Genomic DNA, 14699 nt, shown 5'->3' on the forward strand with positions numbered 1-14699 from the left:
GCCCGTGAGGCTTGCCCGAGCCGTGTGCGGCGATAAGTCGCATGCACGGTTCCGAGGGGGCGGCGGCGCAGCAATGCGCCGTCGCTACCCGACCGAGGGGGAAACTCCCCTCGGCTACTCGGCATTTCATCGTGTCTGCGAACTCGTTGTTTTCATGAGCCGACGGCTCACGCGCGAACCCACCATGAACTGGCGCGACACCTGAACCTGGAGCCAAACACCCCAGCCGGGACAGAACACTCTTCTATTCGGCGGTCAGGAACTCGTCGACGGGCAAGGGGCGATTCACGATGCGGGTGTCACCGACATTGCCGTGGAAGACGATGTCAACGGCGCCCGCGCTTTCGTGGCCGCCCAGCAGCCAGGGCAGCCCGAGCGAGGTGAGGCCGACCGACACCCGCTTCGGGTTGGCGACGACCGGGGCGCCCTCGACGTACAGCTTGGTGTAACGGCCGTCGTTGACCACCGCAAGGTGCCACCACTTGAGCTCCACCAAGCCGTGACCCCAGTTGGTCGTCGGATAGGTGGTGTTCAGCGGGTAGTGGTTGAACTGCGGCTCGCGGCCATTGTTCGAGATGGCGAACTGGACCACGGGCTCGTTCGGGTCGGTGTTCCTGCCGTGCTTGCCGGCGGCCCCGGCGGAACCCCGACGGCTGAGTATCGCCGCCCAGCCGTTGTTGCCGGCGTCCCAGTCCAGCGGCATCATCACGAATGTCTCGATGGTGTACCCGGACCTGAACGTCTCGGTGTTCAGCGGAGCCTTCGGCCCTGTGGTCAAGTACGTGCCGTGCAGCGGGTTCCTGCCACCGGCGAACTTCAGGCTGGCGTGCCCGGGCTGGTCAGGGTGGTGGTCGGCGGACCAGGTCAGCGCGTCGGCGGCCGTGCCCGGCACGGTCACCGCCGTCAGATCGTTGCCCTTGCCGGACAGGTCGCGGATGGTCTGGCCCGCGCTGAGCGCGGTGCCGGGCGCGCCCTGCCCGTCGAAGCGCCAGTACGCCAGCGTGCCCTTCACCAGTTCCTTGCCGGCCGGCCGGGCGGGCCGGACCGGAACCGGGATGAAGCCGGAGAACCGCTTCTCGAAGTCGACCGCGATCGAGAAGTCGTCGACCGGGCCGGTGATCCGGGCGTGCTCGGCGGCCAACTCGTTGCGGGACTCCGGGTCCTGGGCCAGGATCCACGGGTTGATCGTCTCGACGTCGATAGTGTTGCGGGCCAGGTCGAAGTGGTACAGCCGGATCATGCCGCCACCGCCGAAGTAGCGGTTCTGGTAGTTCGTGATGTGCATGTGCACGTCGTTGCCGGCGGCGTTCTTCTTGGTAGTGCGTCCGGACGGCCAGTAGTGGCCGTTGATGGTCAGGAAGACCTGGTCGTTCTCCTTGATCAATTTGTCCCAGATCGTCTCGCCGTATCCGGAGAGCGCGGCATTGTTCTCCGGGTCGCCGGACTCGTACGGGAAAACGTTGTCATCGTAGTCCGAGTAGACGATGTCGTGCGCCGTGAGGATCACCGGCATCTTGGGGTGGGCCTTGATGACGTCGTTGGCCCACGCGAAACCCTGGTCGGTGGTCCGCCAGTCCAGGGCCAGCACCAGCCAAGAGCGGCCGGCAGCCTGGAAGATGTGCGCGGTGTTGTAGCCCGTCGCGTCCGACCCGGCGAACGTCTTCGAGCGCTTGAACCGCTTCGGGCCCAGGGTCTGCAGGTACGACGAATCGCCACGGCTGTCGTCGCCGGACACGTCGTGATTGCCGGCCACCACGCTGTATGCGGCGCCGTGCGCGTCCAGCACCGCGAACGCCTTGTCGACCTGCTGGAACGACGACGGGTCGGCGTCCTGCGTCAGGTCACCGAGGTGCGCCATGAACACGATGTTGTTTGCGTCGTTCCCGCTGTTGTTGATGATGTAGCGGAACGATTCCTCCTGCGGCGTCCGGTTGACGCTGTCCTGGCTGCCCCAGTACAGGAACTGGGTGTCCGGCATGACAGCGAGGGTGAACTGGAGGGAGGTCGAATCCGGTCTCCATGTGCCGGTCCTGCCGGTCCTGCCGGTCCTGGCGGTGTCCGCGGCGAATGCGGGCGTCACGCCGAGCGGGGACGCGACGGCTCCTGCGACTGCCGCTCCCGCACCGGCCAGCGCCGCGTTGCGCAGAAAACCACGACGGTCCTGCCTGGCCGTGTCGGGTGACGGCAGGTCACTATGGGTGCACATAGGGGTCCTTCCGGGGTGGATGCTCCAGACGAGACGAGGCTAATCGGAAGCAGCCGAAGCCAGGCAGACGTGAGATGACCAGCGGAGATTAAGTATCTGGCCAGGGCTGAAGCGCAAGTCGAACTGTGACCGGTAGCTCATCTCCTGTGTGCGGACAGCAACTTGAGGAGCCGAGGGTCTTTGCGTGGGGCCTGGGACACAGCCACACAACGGGGTCGACCGGCGGAATGTTGGTAGTGCCGTCCCCTTGGCCCGGAGACAGCACGGCCCTGACTGTGAGGAACGGCTTCCGGCCTATGCGCGTTGGACCGGCTGTCCGGTGTTGCGGGCGCGGCGGCGGTTCAGGGTGACTGCGCCGCCGATGAGGGCGCTGGCCGCGGCGGCCGAGGCGATTCGAGGGTCGATCATCGGGACGTCGACCGGGGGCGGCGGAGGCACAAGACTCGTACCGTGCCTGGCGTTGTTGTTGCTGGTGTTGGGATCGGCTTCCTGCCCCTCGACCGTGGCGTCGATGCCGACCGAAGATACTCCGATACGCCAGCCGATGACGACGTTGATGGCTTCGCTGGCTCCTGCGGCCAGAGAGCCACCGGAGCAGACCAGGTTCGTACCCGGCCTGGGCGCCGGGCGCGGGGCGGTCGTGCAGCGTGAGTCCGAAGTCGTGAGTCCGACTACGGTTGGGTTCGCGCCGTCGGGGATCGGGCCGCCGTAGGGGACCTTGACGGTCCAGCCGGACGCAGCGTCGGGTCCGTTGTTGGTCACAGTGATCTGATAGGTGAGGGCGCCCTGGTTGAGGAACCAGGCGTCGGGTCCGCTCATGGTGATGGCTAAGTCTGCCGCCGGATCCGCCGCTTCGGCTTGGGCGGCACCCAGCAGTACGAGCGCACATCCTGCAGCACTGCCAGCCGCGAGCATGGCTACCCTTTTGCGACCTGTGATGGACTTTGTCAAAGTACTCAGCTTCCAATCTCTTATGCGCCGGATACGCGTGAAGAGGCTTTTTTGTTCGCTCTCATGACGAGATGGGGAGCTGAACGGGGCACCAGGGTGTCGTACGCGACGGAGCGGGACACGTATCCGCAGGCGCTGGAGGACTACCTGCGCACCCACCTGGCACGGCTTGAGCGGCTGTGGCACGTCCACGGGCCGGACGGCCTTTTCCCGGACGGCCTCTTCCCGGGCGTCCACCACCTGGTCCACCTGGTCGAACTGCCCGAGGCGTTCGTGCTGTACGAGAGCATCGACCGCACCCCGCTCGCGCTGCCCCGGCTGCGGTCCGACACCGCCGGCCCGTGACACGAGCTGAGTACGACACACTGGGCCGTCGGCCGGGCTGCACCGTTCGCAGTCCTCATCCTCCCCCGCCGTCCATCCGTGGCGTTACTCAGCCTGTCCCAGGCTCCCGACCTCCAAGTACCTGAGCCGCCCGTATGGGAACAGGGCCGCCCAGCATGAGGAGCACGTTGGCCCCGGAAGGCATGAGGCGCTCGCCCGCAACTGCTCCTGCCAGCAGCAAGACGCCGACACCTCGGACCCCGGGTCGTCCCACCCTGCCACTCAACCAGGGAAGGACGACGCGGCCAGTCAGAAACACGTACCGAGGCAACGCTCCACCTCACGGGCCGATGGTGGCCGTCGCTCGCCGCCCGTCCAGGTCGTACGTTCTCGGCCGCCTACGGCAGGACCGTGATGCGGCCCTCGGGTGCGACGTCGATGGTGCCCAGGGTGCGGGCGTGCTCTGCGATCACCTCGGCGTCGACCGGGGCGTCCGCGAGGGGCACCAGGACCTCGGCGCCGGCGAACCCGCTGACGCCGTCGCCGCCCCCGATCACGTAGTTCGTCGCCGCGACCGTGTAGGTGGCGCCCGGGTCGAGTGGCTGCCCGCCCACGCTGACGTTGCTCACGCGCGAGCCCACGGCGGCGGTCGGCGAGTAGGCGTACGTCATGCCGGAGACCTGCGGGAAGCCACCGCCGGAGTGTTCCACTCGCGAGACCGCGTCCTCCAGCGACTGCCGCAGCGCCGCGCCCGTGACCCGTACCTTCATAACCCGGTTGCCGAACGGGGCGATCGAGTAGGCGTCACGGAGCGTGAAGTTGGGCCCCGGCGCATCGGCGCGCAGGCCGCCCCCGGGCATCCAGCCGATGTCGGCATGGAGCTGCTCGCGGAACGCGTCCGCGACGAAGTCACCCAGCGCGATCTCCTTGGACAGCCTGCCCTCGCTGCGGAGCGGGGTCCGCATGCCGGCCAGTACCCCGGAGAGCCGCTGGTCCATCTCCGCGGCGTACTGCTTCTCGACCTCGCGCAGCTCCGGGTCCGGCGTGACCGTGTCGTCCACCTCGACCACCGATGGCTGCACCCGGTACTCGCCGCGCCGTTTGGTGATGTCCAGGCGGATCATCGACCCGATGTTCCCCTCGGGCGCCATGAGCGGCACGTCGCCCTCGTACTCGATCACCGAGTCGTACTCGGCCACCTCCTCGCCGAACACGGCGGCCAGCTGCGGCACGGCGCGCGCCAGCTTGTGGTTCTCGGCCATCTGGTACTGGCTCACGGCCACGACGACGTCAACTTTGGTGTGCGCCTTCAGGTCGGCGATGGCGGCGCGGGCCGCCTTGACCGGGTCCGTCTGGATGACCTTCCCCGCGGCCATGGTCGTGTCCATCCCATCCGTGAGTCCCACGAATCCGACGCGGACCTTGCCCACTCGCTGCACCGCCCAGGTGCCGTTCTTCACGAAGGGCGACCCGTCGGCGTTGGTCAGGTTGGACGTGATCCACGGGAATGCGGACGCCGCGACCAGCTCGCGCGTGTGGTCCACACCGAAGTCGAAGTCGTGCTGCCCGAAGTTCGCCAGGTCCACGCCGATCTTGTTGAACGCGTCGACCATGGGCACGCCCTTGTAGAGGCCGCCGAAGAGGGTGCCGCCGGCGAGGTCCCCGCCGAAGACGACGGACGTGGGGTTCTGCTTCTCGACCGAGTGCACCGCCGTGGCCAGCCGGGCGACGCCGCCCCGGTCCTGACCGCCGGTCAGGACCGGGCCGATCTCGTGCGCGTCGTTGAAGTACAGGAGCGACGCCGTGTGTTGGGGGCGCGGCTTCGCCTGTCCCCGAGCGGGCTGCGCTGTGGGCGCCTCGGCGGCCGCGGGCGTCGAGCCCGAGACGGTCAGCCCGGACGCGAGCACGAGCGTGCCGAGGAGCCCGGCTGCGCGGGCGAGGGGACGGTGCATGGAAAAACCTCCGAAGAACACATCACTTACGGCTCGGCACGCTAGGCCGCGGCGTTGAAGGCGTGATCCTCCGGCGAGTGAACAGTGCGTGACCAGGGCTGGAGTAAACGGCACGGCGGCCGGCGTCCTGCGCGGTTGTCGACCTCCAGCACCAGCGTCGGCAGCCCGGCCTCCGGCGCCTGCGGACCCCGTCCACGCGCACACCGGACCGGTTACGGCCCGAGCCGGTCAGGCTGCGCACCACTTCCGTGGACCAGAACCGGACGGTGCCGCCCCCGTCCCCGTCCAGCCCGGCCGCGTCCGGGGCGGCGGCCGAGGCAGCGGCCGAGGCCGTAGTGCCGGGGGGCTGGCGGCGGACCGGGCTTGTTGAGCCGGCGGCGTGCGCGTGAGGGCGAAGCGCCTGGGCATCGGGGCGTGCCATGTCCACCGGCATGCCTCGGCCCAGCGGCGCCGTGGTGTGCAACCCCGGTCTTGCGGGACCGGCGCTCACCGAGGCGATTCGCTGCAGCAGTTGCGGCAGCTACCGCAGCTACCGCAGCTACGGAGGAACTCGGTCATGCTTCCGGCCGTACCGCAGATGCTGCATCGCCCGTGGCGGGGCTCAGGTGGATGCCGCGGTGGTCTCACCCAGAACCAGCTCCCCCGGCACGGGCTGCGGCCCACGGGGTAGTTGAGCAGTCCCCGCGGCTGCCGCTGCCAGGGCCTCGATGGCGCAACGGCCGATTTCGCCGAGCCACGGTTCGATGGTGGTGAGGTGCTGTCGACGCGGGTACTTGTCGCCGGGCCGGCCGTGTCCCTCTGCGTTGTCGTATCCGACGAGGGCGACATCGTCCGGCACTCGAATACCGTGACGTACGAGCACCGAGTCGACGCCCAGGGCGATCGCATCGTTGCCGCAGAAGATCGCGTCCAGCCGGCCGATCCGTGGCAGGAGGCGACGCCCTGCTTCTTCACCCCAACCACCGCTCCAGTCGCCACGCAGCGCCCGCTGGACCACCATCTGCATGCCTCGCTCGCGCAAGCGCTCGACGACACCTTCCCGGTCTCCCGGGCATACCGCTGGACGCCGTGCGCGGTGGCCCCGCACACCCACACGCGCACTTCGCTCGATGAATTCCCGCCGAACACGGGCCTGTTGTTCACCAGGGCCACGCTGCGGCCGAGGCGGGCCGCGGCGATGCCCTCGCATGAGCCACTGACGACGAGATAGACCAAATGCTCGACGAGCCCTTGCGGCAGGTCCACGGTGCGGGGGCGGGGCATCGGCTCGTATGCGAACAGGCCGAAGCCCGGGTTCTCGTAGCGGAGCTACTAGGGCGTTTCGGCAACGCCGCGAGCGTGCGTGCCAGACGCCGCACGCCGGGCGCCCATTCTGTTCGCAGCTCTTAGGCCGGTCACCCGGCTCCGGGCGTCCGGCTGGACCCGGTCCCCGGTGACCGGTGTGACGAACCGGGCCGGGGTCCGGCGCCCGTCCCTGCGGCGGTGGCCGCGCAGGCGGTCCGCACATCAAGCCCCGTACCGGCAGCAGGCGCGGTGTCCGCGTCCGTGGTCCGCAACCCGAGCCCCGTGCCGGTGTGCGCCACCGAGACGCCCGTCATCACTCCCGCGACCAGCAGGGCGGCCAGCGCCGCCGATGAGGGACCGATGCGCATCAACTGGCCCGCCCCGGAACCTGCTTGTTGGCGTCGACGACCGCGCGCTGCGTGATGGCGCTGGTGAACGTGACGGTGCCGACCTTGAACGGGCTGTCCGTCACCTTCTCGACCACCACGTTGCGCTCGCCGAGGAACTCCAGGGTCTTCTTGTCGAAGATCCACTCGGTGCGCTCGCCGTCGGCGTGGTTCTGCCGTGCGATCGCCACCCCGTGACGGCCCACGGCGTCGACCGCATCGTCCACCGCCACAACCCCGGGGATCCTGGCCGCGGCCTTGTAGAGAGCGGCGGCGAGGCCGGCCGGCGGGTAGCTCTCGGTCAGCAGATCACCGATGGCGACGAAGGCCGCCTGGTCGCGGGGCACTTCGTGGTCCCGGACGGCGTCCGAGTCCCGGTAGATCCGCTGCAACAGCGTGCCGGGGTCGGTGGGCAGTTTGACCAGGGCGTCGTAGGCCGAGCTGGACGGGGTGTTGCTGGACAGGGTGATGCCCTTGTCGCTCGTCTCGCCCGCTTCGATCAGCCAGCCGTCCTTGCCGTCGAGGGAGTTCCAGACCTGGCGGGAGTGCAGCGCCTGGCTGACCACCGTAGTCTTGTCGTCGATGGTCCGGGGGTAGGTGCCGGCCACCTTCGAGGCGATGTAGACGAACTGGCCGGCGTGCGGCGTGGGTCCGGAGACGTCGGCGGCGGCCAGGGAAATACGGTCGAGCAGCCGGGGGGCGCCCTTGGCGTCGGCGGCGCCGACCTGGGTGGTCAGCGCGGGGCCGGTGGCCAGGGCGGTCCTGTCGCCGCCCCCGTCGCCGCCGGACAGGGCGACGCCGGCCACGACCGCGCCGGCCAGGGCGCAGGCCGCGGCGGGCAGCAGGACCGCACGGCGCAGGAACGGGTTGCGGCGCCGCGGGGCGACGGTCGGACGGCTGTCGCCCCGGGTGGCTCGGGTGGTGTGGGTGGTGCTGGTGGTGTGGAGGTCCTCGTGGATCCGGGTCATCATCTGCTCCTTGTGGAACTGGTGGCGGCCCGCCGGCAGATCCCGTGCGACGGAGGGCAGGAGGCCCTGGGTCTCCGTCCACTCAGCCGGGTGCGGCTGGGAGGGGCTGGCGTTCATCGGTTTCCTTCCTGTGCGGACCGGATCACATATCCGCGATCACCTGTTGTCTGCCGGTTCGGTGTGGTGAGTTCCCTTTTTCCTTCGAGCGGTTCCGCGCTCTTTCTTCTGAGCAGTTCCGCGTCGGCCAGCTTGCGGAGCCTGCCGCGGGCGCGGGACAGCCGGGAACGGACGGTGCCGACGGGGATACCAAGGGCGACAGCGGCCTCGGCATACTCCATGCCCTCGCACAGACACAGCGTCAGGACCTCGCGTTCGGGGCGTCTGAGCAGGCTGAGCGCGGTGAGCGTGGCGGTGACCCGACGCCGGTCGTCAAGCCGTCCGGCGATCTCCTCGGCGTGGTCCTCGACCTGCTCCCCGGCGGCGCCCGCGGCTGCCGCCGCCTCGGCCGCCTTCCGGTAGCGCCGGTTGCTGCGGTACTGGCCGCGGGCGACGTTGGTCGTGATGCCCAGCAACCACGGCCGCAGCGAGCCTCCTTCGGCCTCGACCGACGCACGGCGCCGCCACGCCTCCATGAATGTCGTCGCCATGACGTCCTCGGCCGCAGACCAGTCGGCGGTCAGCCGGAAGGCATGGTTGTACACCGCGCGGGCGTATGCGTCGAAGAGTTCCGCAAAGGCGTCCGGATCTCCGGTCCGCACCCGGGTTCGCATATCTGTGGTCACGTCCAGAACTGCCTGTGGATGCGGGCGAGTTCCCGTGTCCTACGTCACACCGGCCCCGCGAAGCGCCTCCATCGCCAGGGAAGCCGCCGCCCGTACACCACGTCCAGGCGGAACACCGCGCGGGCCAGGACGACGTACAGCCAGTCCAGACCCCGCGGCACGGCCCCCAGCGACGTCCGCCCCCGACAGCACGACGGCGACGACATGGTCGTACTCCAGGCCCAGACCCTAGTGACGGCGGGCCAGCAAGTGGGCGTCGAGGAAGCCCCGCTCGGAGGCCGGGTCGTGGAGCAGCCGAGCGACCGTGACGAGCCCGGCCCCCGCCAGCAACTCGGCGAACCGGTCCACCGGCCAGCTATAGGCGGGCGTCACCTTGTGATCGAAGCGGACCGGCTCCGGTCCCTCAGTCCCGAAGAACGAGACCAGGAGCAGGCCCCCTGGTGCCAGGACACGCACCTGCTCCGCGAGCAGCGCGGGCAATTCCCCAGGCGGGGTATGGATCATCGAGTAGTGGGCCAGCACTCCGCCGAGAGTGCCGTCCTCGACCGGCAGGGCCTCCATTCGCGCCTCGTCGAACCGCAGCGCCGGATGGGTCCGCCGGGCGTGGTCGACCATGGCCGGGGAGAGGTCGAGCCCGAAGGCGTCCAGCCCCAAGTCGTGCAGCATGGCGGTCAGATGGCCGGGCCCGCACCCGACGTCGGCTGCCCGTAGGTTCCCCGTCCCGCGCACCAGCTCGGCGAAGGTGCCGATCATGTTCCGCGAGAACGGGTGCGTCTCCAACCGATCAGCGAACATCGACGCATACAGCTCCACGATCCCGTCGTAGGCCGCCCTGGTCTCATCCTGATGTTCCACCATGGGGAAGAAGCTAACACCCGTACCGTTCGCAGCCGTTCTCCGGCCCCGTACCGACCCCCTCCCCTGGGAACTGGCTCTTGAGCGGTACTGGCGCAGGGCACTTGTTCCGTGGCTGCCGTATTCCTGAGCAAGAAGGTCTGCTGTACGCGGGTGACTTCTGACTCGGCGCTGAGGTCTTCTCGGCAACATGATGGTTGCGGTTGGACGGCACCGTGATCCGGGGCGCCCGCGCCGTCGCCGAACGCGCCAACGCCCTGCTGAAGGTCACCTTCAAGGCCCTGCGCCGGGTCAGCCCCGGGTCAGCCCAGACCCGCGGCCATCACCCGGATCGCCCGCGCCGCCCTCGTCCTGCTCCAGATTGAGGGAGCCGTAGCTCCTGCGGCGCATGGTCGGCATCTGTGTGAAGTCCGGAGCAGAGCAGGTTGAATGTCTGGGCTGCGGCTGTGGTGACGTTGTCGCGGGCTTCCGTGGGTGATTCGCCGGACAGGATGCGTTGTTGCAGTGCGCGCAGGGCTGCACGGTGCGTGCCGGCGATGGCACCTGCGAGAAGTGCGAGCATCGGGTGGTCCGCCTGGTTCGGCCCGTTGGCGATGTTCGGCGGGTGCTCGGCCAGAGCGACCGTCAGGGCGGTCTCGGCGCGTTCGCTGATCTCGCGTTCGCGTGCCCGCAGTGCGGCGCTGTCGCGGATGACCTGCCAGAACCGGGGCGCGTCGGGGTGGAACCCCAGTGCAGGGTCCTCGTGCCGCAGGGCGGTCAGGAGGTCGTCGCGGATGGTTTCCACTGGGCAGGTGCCGGGTGCACGGTTGCGTACGAGTGCGGCGAGGTGGCCCTCTACTTCTGCCTGGCGGTCGAAGAAGAGGTCTTCCTTGGCGGGGAAGTAGTTGAACACGGTGTTGGTGGAGACACCGGCATGTCGTGCCACTTCGGCGACCGTGACCCGGTCGAAGCCGTGTTCCAGGAAGAGGGGCAGGGCCGCGTCGGCGATCGCCGTGCGGGTCTGCTGCTTCTTGATCTCTCGAAGGCCCATGCCCAGATGATAGTGTCACCATAAATTTGTAGTGACACCAAATTTTTGAGTGGGAGCAAGCATGACCTTGCACTTCGGTATCTATCCCGGTGGGGTCGTCGGTGACGACCAGGGCATCGTCCACCCGCGCCACCCGGATCTGCCGAACCGCATCACCGAGGCGCTTGACGCGTTACAAGGGGACAGGGCTGGCCTGTCGGTGCGTGCCTATCGCCCGTTCGCAGCCACCGGGACGCCGCTGGAACCGCCCACGCCCGCCGATCCCCAGTCGTATCTCCGTCGGGGCCGCAAGCTGGACCTCGTGCTGCAATTCCGCGAGCCGTCCGGCGAGTTGGACGGGTGGCTGGAGTTCATCCGCGAGGCCATCCGCACCGGTGGGCCGCATCTGGCATCCGTCCAGATCTGTGAAGAGCCCAACGCCGACCTGCCCGTGCTCGACGGCAGCATCCCCAACGTCCTGAACGCGCTCGTCAAGGGGGTTGTCGCGGCCAAGCAGGAGGCCCGGGCCCTGGGCCTCAGCCTGGCGGTCGGCTTCAACGCCGTGCCGACGTTCAATCCGGCCGACACCTTCTGGTCCGAGCTCAGCACCCTGGCCGACGACCGCTTCCGGCAGAGCCTGGACTACGTCGGCCTGGACTTCTTCCCGGACGTGTTCCACCCCATCGCCGCCGAGCAGTTGGTGGAAGCGGTCACCGCGGTCCTCACCGCGTTCCGGCGCACCGATCTGCCAAGGGCCGGGATCCCCGACGGCGTCGCGATCCGTATCTGCGAGAACGGCTGGCCCACCGGCCCCGGCCGGAGCGAGCAGCGACAGGCCGCGGTTCTCGAAGCCGTCGTGCGGACCGTGGCCGCCCTCGCCGCCGACCTGAACATCGACGGGTACTCGTTCTTCGCCCTGCGAGACGCCGACAGCACCGCCGAGGGGCTCTTCCCTCACTTCGGCCTGCTGCGCGACGACTACACCCCCAAGCCGGCCTTCGAAACATACCGGCGCCTCATCAACGAGCCGGGCGATCCAGGATCGTGTCAGAAAGATCGCGTAAGTCCGTGATCTGACAGGCTGGCTGAAGGCCCCGGCCAGCCGGAACGGACAGACATGACGGATGGCAGGACCCCGGTCGCCGCGAAAGACCGCCCGCAACCGCGCGCACTTCCCATTCGGGCAAGCGATCAAGGACTTGCGCAGATTTCCTTACACGCCCAGAACGCTCTTTCGGCGATCCTCATCGCTGCATGCCGTCGTGAATACGTTCCACGACATGTCGGGCCAGCTGGGTGTCGGCGGCGTAGACCGCGCTCCATCGGCGGGTGAGGTCGGTGTCGAATTCGATGGGCCGGCCGTGTAGATCCTGAAGGGCGCCGGTGCCGAGCCGATCGAGTGTGGCGGCGAAGCCGAGGTCGACGAGGCGGTGGGTGTCGCTGCCGGCGTCGGCGAAGGCGTCGATCGATCCGTCGGCGACGAGAGCGGTCTCGATGGTGGTGCAGGAGAGGATACGGACTCGTTTCACCGAGGAGGCGACCGCCCACCATCCCCGGCCGGCGGGCTTGTCGGTATGCGGCCGGAGGAGGTCGACGGCGGCGTCTGCCAGTGCGACTCCCCGGCGTGGGGTGAGCGGTTTGTGGTGAGGGCCGTAGGCGCCGTGCTCGGAAGCATGCCAGGTGTGTCCGGTCTCCAGCCAGCACGTGATCGCCTGCTCGAAGCCGCCATCGATGACGAGGGCGGCGGAGAAGCAGGCGACCGGGACACCTGCCGCGGCATTGGCGCTGCCGTCGAGGGGGTCCATGACCAGGGTGAGCGCGTGGCCGTTGTCGATGTGGCCGGCTTCCTCGGACAGGACGTTCACGGGCAGGGGTTCGAGTGCGTTGAGGATGGCCTCCTCGACGAGGATGTCGATGGCCATGGTGGCGGTTCCGTCGGCGCCGATGCGGTCAACGGCTTCGAGGTGTTCGCGGGTGTGGTTGGTTCTTGCCGCGTGGTAGGCGGCGTGGGCTGCGCGGGCGGCTGTGGTGAGGGCCGGGTGGAGATGGTCCTCTGGGGTCACGGCCGGGCTCCGAAGGCGGGCTGTCCGGCGATCCAGGTCTGTGCGACGACGGGCTGGCCCTGCAGTTGCCTGACTGCCACAACGTCTGCGCGCTTGCCGGGTTCGAGGGTGCCGCGGTCGGTGAGTCCGGCTGCCCGGGCGGGGTTGGCGGTGACCAGGCGGATCGCGTCGGCCTGGGCGGCGATGCCCTCACCGACGATCTTGTAGACGCAGCGCAGGAGCGCCGGGGGGTAGTAGTCGGAGGCGACGATGTTCAGCAACCCTGCGTTCAGGGCCTCTCGGGCGGAGAGGTTGCCTGCGGTCTGGCTGCTTCCGCGCAGGAGGTTGGGAGCGCCCATGACGGTGGCCAGACCCTGCGCCTGGGCTGCTGCGGCCGCGTCTTCGGTGACCGGGAATTCGACGATGCGGGCACCGAGTTCGCGGGCTTGTCGGACGTCTTCGGATGTGTCGTCGTCGTGGGAGGCCAGGGTGATGCCGTGGGTGCGGGCGAGCGCGGCGAGTTCGTCCCGGATGGCCGCGACGTAGGGCCGGCGTGCATAGCGCTTGGCGAGTGCTTGGTCGAGGTTCTGTGCGCCTCGGTGGCTCAGGGCGGCGCGCCAGTCGGCTTCGCGTTTGAATTGCCCCTGGCCGGGTGTGTGGTCCAGGTAGGACATCAGGGAGACATCGCCGGCCTCGACGAGTCGGCGGATGATGTCGAGGTGCTCGGTGGTCAGGTCGACGCGCAGGTGGATGCGGTGGTCGGCACGCAAGTGGGCCTTGCGGGTGCGCATGGCGTCGACCGCGGCCAGGGCCTGGTCCAGGGTGCGGGATTTGGTGATGTCGTCCTGGATGGCGATGCACGCGTAGTGGGTGGTGATGCCCCAGGAGGTGGCTTCGGTGTCGAGGACGATGAGCGCGTCCTCAAGGGGGAAGCTGTACGTGGATCGGGGGCGCGCGCGTTGGTCCCAGCAGTCGGAGTGCAGGTCGACCAGACCGGGGATGAGGTCGACGTCTCCGAGTTCCAGCACGGTGGCCCCGGGTTCCGGCTGGGGGCCGACGGCGGTGATGGTGCCGTCGGCCATGGTGAGGTAGCCGGGTTGGCCGTCGTCGGCGTGCCCGGTGGCCGGGTAGATGCGGGCGGCGTGCAGGGCGACGTGGTGGGTGACCGGGCGATCGGCGCCGGGCACATCACTGCCGGTGCGATTTATCGTGTTCATGAGATCTCCGAGTGCTGGATCTTCTTCTGGTGGGATATCTGGCCGTCGGCGAGGGTGACGACGCGGTCGGCGACGCGGGTAATAACGTCGGGGTCGTGGAAGACGGAGACGACCGCGGTGTCCTGCCGGGTCAGTTTCTCGATCCGGCGGAGTACCAGGTCACGATTGGCCGGGTCGAGGGCGGAGATGGGTTCGTCGAGCAGGAGCAACGGGGGCGGTGCGATGGTGCCTGCGGCGATGTTGACCCGTTGTTTCTCGCCGCCGGACAGGAGGGTCGGGTAGACATGCCACAGGCGTTCGCTGATGTTCAGTTCGCGCAGGGTGGCGGTCGCGGCGTCGCGGGCCTGGCTCGGGTCGAGTCCGAGGCGGGTGGCGGCCTTGGTGACGAGGTCGAGGACGGTGCGGCGTGGTTCGGAGCGCAGGAACTGCGACACATAGCCGATGTGGCGTTCCCGCAGGTCGGCGACGCGGCTGGGGTCGAGGGCAGCGATGTCGACCTGGCCACGGTCGGTGTGCAGGATGACCGAGCCGCTGGTCGGCAGGTAGGCGCGGTAGACACATTTGAGCAGGGTCGACTTGCCGGAGCCGTTGGTGCCGGCGAGGGCGACGTGTTCGCCGCGGTGCACGGTGAGGTCGATACCCCGCAGGCCGTCGATGCGGCGGCCGGTGTGGTGCAGGACAAAGGTCTTGGTGAGGGCGCGGACGGTGAGGACTTCGGTCATG

Annotated in this window: 14 protein-coding genes and 2 pseudogenes; 4 read left to right on the forward strand and 12 right to left on the reverse strand. The window is 68.9% G+C overall.

Translation table 11 applies throughout. The features are described 5' to 3' along the window. Positions 1-205: hypothetical protein (locus ACWEKM_RS27310; protein ID WP_451623888.1), on the forward strand; the 205-nt coding region annotated here is incomplete at its 5' end. A gap of 39 nt (positions 206-244) precedes the next feature. Here ACWEKM_RS27310 and ACWEKM_RS27315 read toward each other — a convergent pair. Continuing rightward, the gene (locus tag ACWEKM_RS27315; protein ID WP_451623889.1) at positions 245-2206 is read right to left on the reverse strand and encodes a LamG-like jellyroll fold domain-containing protein; all 1962 of its coding nucleotides are present in this window, start codon (positions 2204-2206) and stop codon (positions 245-247) included. Positions 2207-2500: 294 nt separating this feature from the next. Then, on the reverse strand, positions 2501-3121 hold the full coding sequence (locus ACWEKM_RS27320) for a hypothetical protein (RefSeq protein ID WP_451623890.1): 621 nt from the start codon (positions 3119-3121) through the stop codon (positions 2501-2503). Positions 3122-3220: 99 nt separating this feature from the next. Here ACWEKM_RS27320 and ACWEKM_RS27325 point away from each other — a divergent pair, with 99 nt between their 5' ends. Beyond that, entirely contained in the window at positions 3221-3502 is a 282-nt protein-coding gene (locus tag ACWEKM_RS27325; protein WP_451623891.1) for a hypothetical protein, read from the forward strand. 377 nt (positions 3503-3879) lie between these two features. Here ACWEKM_RS27325 and ACWEKM_RS27330 read toward each other — a convergent pair whose 3' ends face one another. The 6 genes and pseudogenes from ACWEKM_RS27330 to ACWEKM_RS27355 all read right to left on the reverse strand — a co-directional run bounded on the left by ACWEKM_RS27330 (position 3880) and on the right by ACWEKM_RS27355 (position 9711). Further along, positions 3880-5433, reverse strand: coding sequence for a bifunctional metallophosphatase/5'-nucleotidase (locus tag ACWEKM_RS27330; RefSeq protein WP_451623892.1), 1554 nt, complete (start codon positions 5431-5433; stop codon positions 3880-3882). 601 nt (positions 5434-6034) lie between these two features. Beyond that, positions 6035-6454: a substrate-binding domain-containing protein gene (locus ACWEKM_RS27335; RefSeq protein WP_451623893.1), complete on the reverse strand. Its 420-nt coding sequence runs from the start codon at positions 6452-6454 to the stop codon at positions 6035-6037. Positions 6455-6501: 47 nt separating this feature from the next. Next, a pseudogene (locus tag ACWEKM_RS27340) lies at positions 6502-6696 on the reverse strand (FAD-dependent oxidoreductase); the annotation flags it as partial. 388 nt (positions 6697-7084) lie between these two features. Then, a complete protein-coding gene (locus ACWEKM_RS27345; protein ID WP_451623894.1) occupies positions 7085-8188 on the reverse strand; it encodes a CU044_5270 family protein in 1104 nt (367 codons plus the stop codon). Continuing rightward, positions 8185-8853, reverse strand: coding sequence for an RNA polymerase sigma factor (locus ACWEKM_RS27350; RefSeq protein ID WP_451623895.1), 669 nt, complete (start codon positions 8851-8853; stop codon positions 8185-8187). Before ACWEKM_RS27350 ends, ACWEKM_RS27345 begins: the two co-directional genes overlap by 4 nt. Positions 8854-9081: 228 nt before the next feature. Next, positions 9082-9711 carry a class I SAM-dependent methyltransferase gene (locus ACWEKM_RS27355; RefSeq protein WP_451623896.1) on the reverse strand — a complete coding sequence of 210 codons (630 nt, stop codon included), beginning with the start codon at positions 9709-9711 and terminating at the stop codon, positions 9082-9084. Positions 9712-9923: 212 nt separating this feature from the next. Here ACWEKM_RS27355 and ACWEKM_RS27360 point away from each other — a divergent pair. Next, positions 9924-10074 (forward strand): annotated as a pseudogene (locus tag ACWEKM_RS27360) (IS5/IS1182 family transposase); the annotation flags it as partial. Here the strand turns inward: ACWEKM_RS27360 and ACWEKM_RS27365 are convergent. After that, positions 10031-10738 carry a TetR/AcrR family transcriptional regulator gene (locus tag ACWEKM_RS27365; RefSeq protein ID WP_451623897.1) on the reverse strand — a complete coding sequence of 236 codons (708 nt, stop codon included), beginning with the start codon at positions 10736-10738 and terminating at the stop codon, positions 10031-10033. The pseudogene ACWEKM_RS27360 and the gene ACWEKM_RS27365 sit on opposite strands and share 44 nt — an antisense overlap. A gap of 61 nt (positions 10739-10799) precedes the next feature. On the opposite strand from ACWEKM_RS27365, the gene ACWEKM_RS27370 reads away from it, so the two are divergent. Beyond that, complete coding sequence (locus ACWEKM_RS27370; protein WP_451623898.1) at positions 10800-11789, forward strand: hypothetical protein; 990 nt, start codon at positions 10800-10802, stop codon at positions 11787-11789. A 172-nt stretch (positions 11790-11961) separates the two neighbouring features. Here ACWEKM_RS27370 and ACWEKM_RS27375 read toward each other — a convergent pair whose 3' ends face one another. Genes ACWEKM_RS27375 through ACWEKM_RS27385 form a run of 3 tightly spaced genes read right to left on the reverse strand, consistent with a single transcriptional unit; the run spans position 11962 to position 14698 of the window. Continuing rightward, the gene (locus tag ACWEKM_RS27375; protein ID WP_451623899.1) at positions 11962-12780 is read right to left on the reverse strand and encodes an inositol monophosphatase family protein; all 819 of its coding nucleotides are present in this window, start codon (positions 12778-12780) and stop codon (positions 11962-11964) included. After that, entirely contained in the window at positions 12777-13976 is a 1200-nt protein-coding gene (locus tag ACWEKM_RS27380; RefSeq protein WP_451623900.1) for an alpha-D-ribose 1-methylphosphonate 5-triphosphate diphosphatase, read from the reverse strand. The genes ACWEKM_RS27375 and ACWEKM_RS27380 overlap by 4 nt, the downstream gene beginning before the upstream one ends. Continuing rightward, positions 13973-14698: a phosphonate C-P lyase system protein PhnL gene (locus tag ACWEKM_RS27385; protein WP_451623901.1), complete on the reverse strand. Its 726-nt coding sequence runs from the start codon at positions 14696-14698 to the stop codon at positions 13973-13975. The genes ACWEKM_RS27380 and ACWEKM_RS27385 overlap by 4 nt, the downstream gene beginning before the upstream one ends. Position 14699 lies beyond the last annotated feature (1 nt).

The organism is Streptomyces sp. NPDC004752, from assembly GCF_053601275.1.

What these genes read in the sequence shown, in the direction of transcription:
- ACWEKM_RS27330 (WP_451623892.1), bottom strand. Translation starts at nt 5,433, where the DNA reads ATGCACCGTCCCCTCGCCCGCGCAGCCGGGCTCCTCGGCACGCTCGTG.
- ACWEKM_RS27320 (WP_451623890.1), bottom strand. Translation starts at nt 3,121, where the DNA reads ATGCTCGCGGCTGGCAGTGCTGCAGGATGTGCGCTCGTACTGCTGGGT.
- ACWEKM_RS27325 (WP_451623891.1), top strand. Translation starts at nt 3,221, where the DNA reads ATGACGAGATGGGGAGCTGAACGGGGCACCAGGGTGTCGTACGCGACG.
- ACWEKM_RS27355 (WP_451623896.1), bottom strand. Translation starts at nt 9,711, where the DNA reads ATGGTGGAACATCAGGATGAGACCAGGGCGGCCTACGACGGGATCGTG.
- ACWEKM_RS27370 (WP_451623898.1), top strand. Translation starts at nt 10,800, where the DNA reads ATGACCTTGCACTTCGGTATCTATCCCGGTGGGGTCGTCGGTGACGAC.
- ACWEKM_RS27365 (WP_451623897.1), bottom strand. Translation starts at nt 10,738, where the DNA reads ATGGGCCTTCGAGAGATCAAGAAGCAGCAGACCCGCACGGCGATCGCC.
- ACWEKM_RS27345 (WP_451623894.1), bottom strand. Translation starts at nt 8,188, where the DNA reads ATGAACGCCAGCCCCTCCCAGCCGCACCCGGCTGAGTGGACGGAGACC.
- ACWEKM_RS27380 (WP_451623900.1), bottom strand. Translation starts at nt 13,976, where the DNA reads ATGAACACGATAAATCGCACCGGCAGTGATGTGCCCGGCGCCGATCGC.
- ACWEKM_RS27385 (WP_451623901.1), bottom strand. Translation starts at nt 14,698, where the DNA reads ATGACCGAAGTCCTCACCGTCCGCGCCCTCACCAAGACCTTTGTCCTG.
- ACWEKM_RS27315 (WP_451623889.1), bottom strand. Translation starts at nt 2,206, where the DNA reads ATGTGCACCCATAGTGACCTGCCGTCACCCGACACGGCCAGGCAGGAC.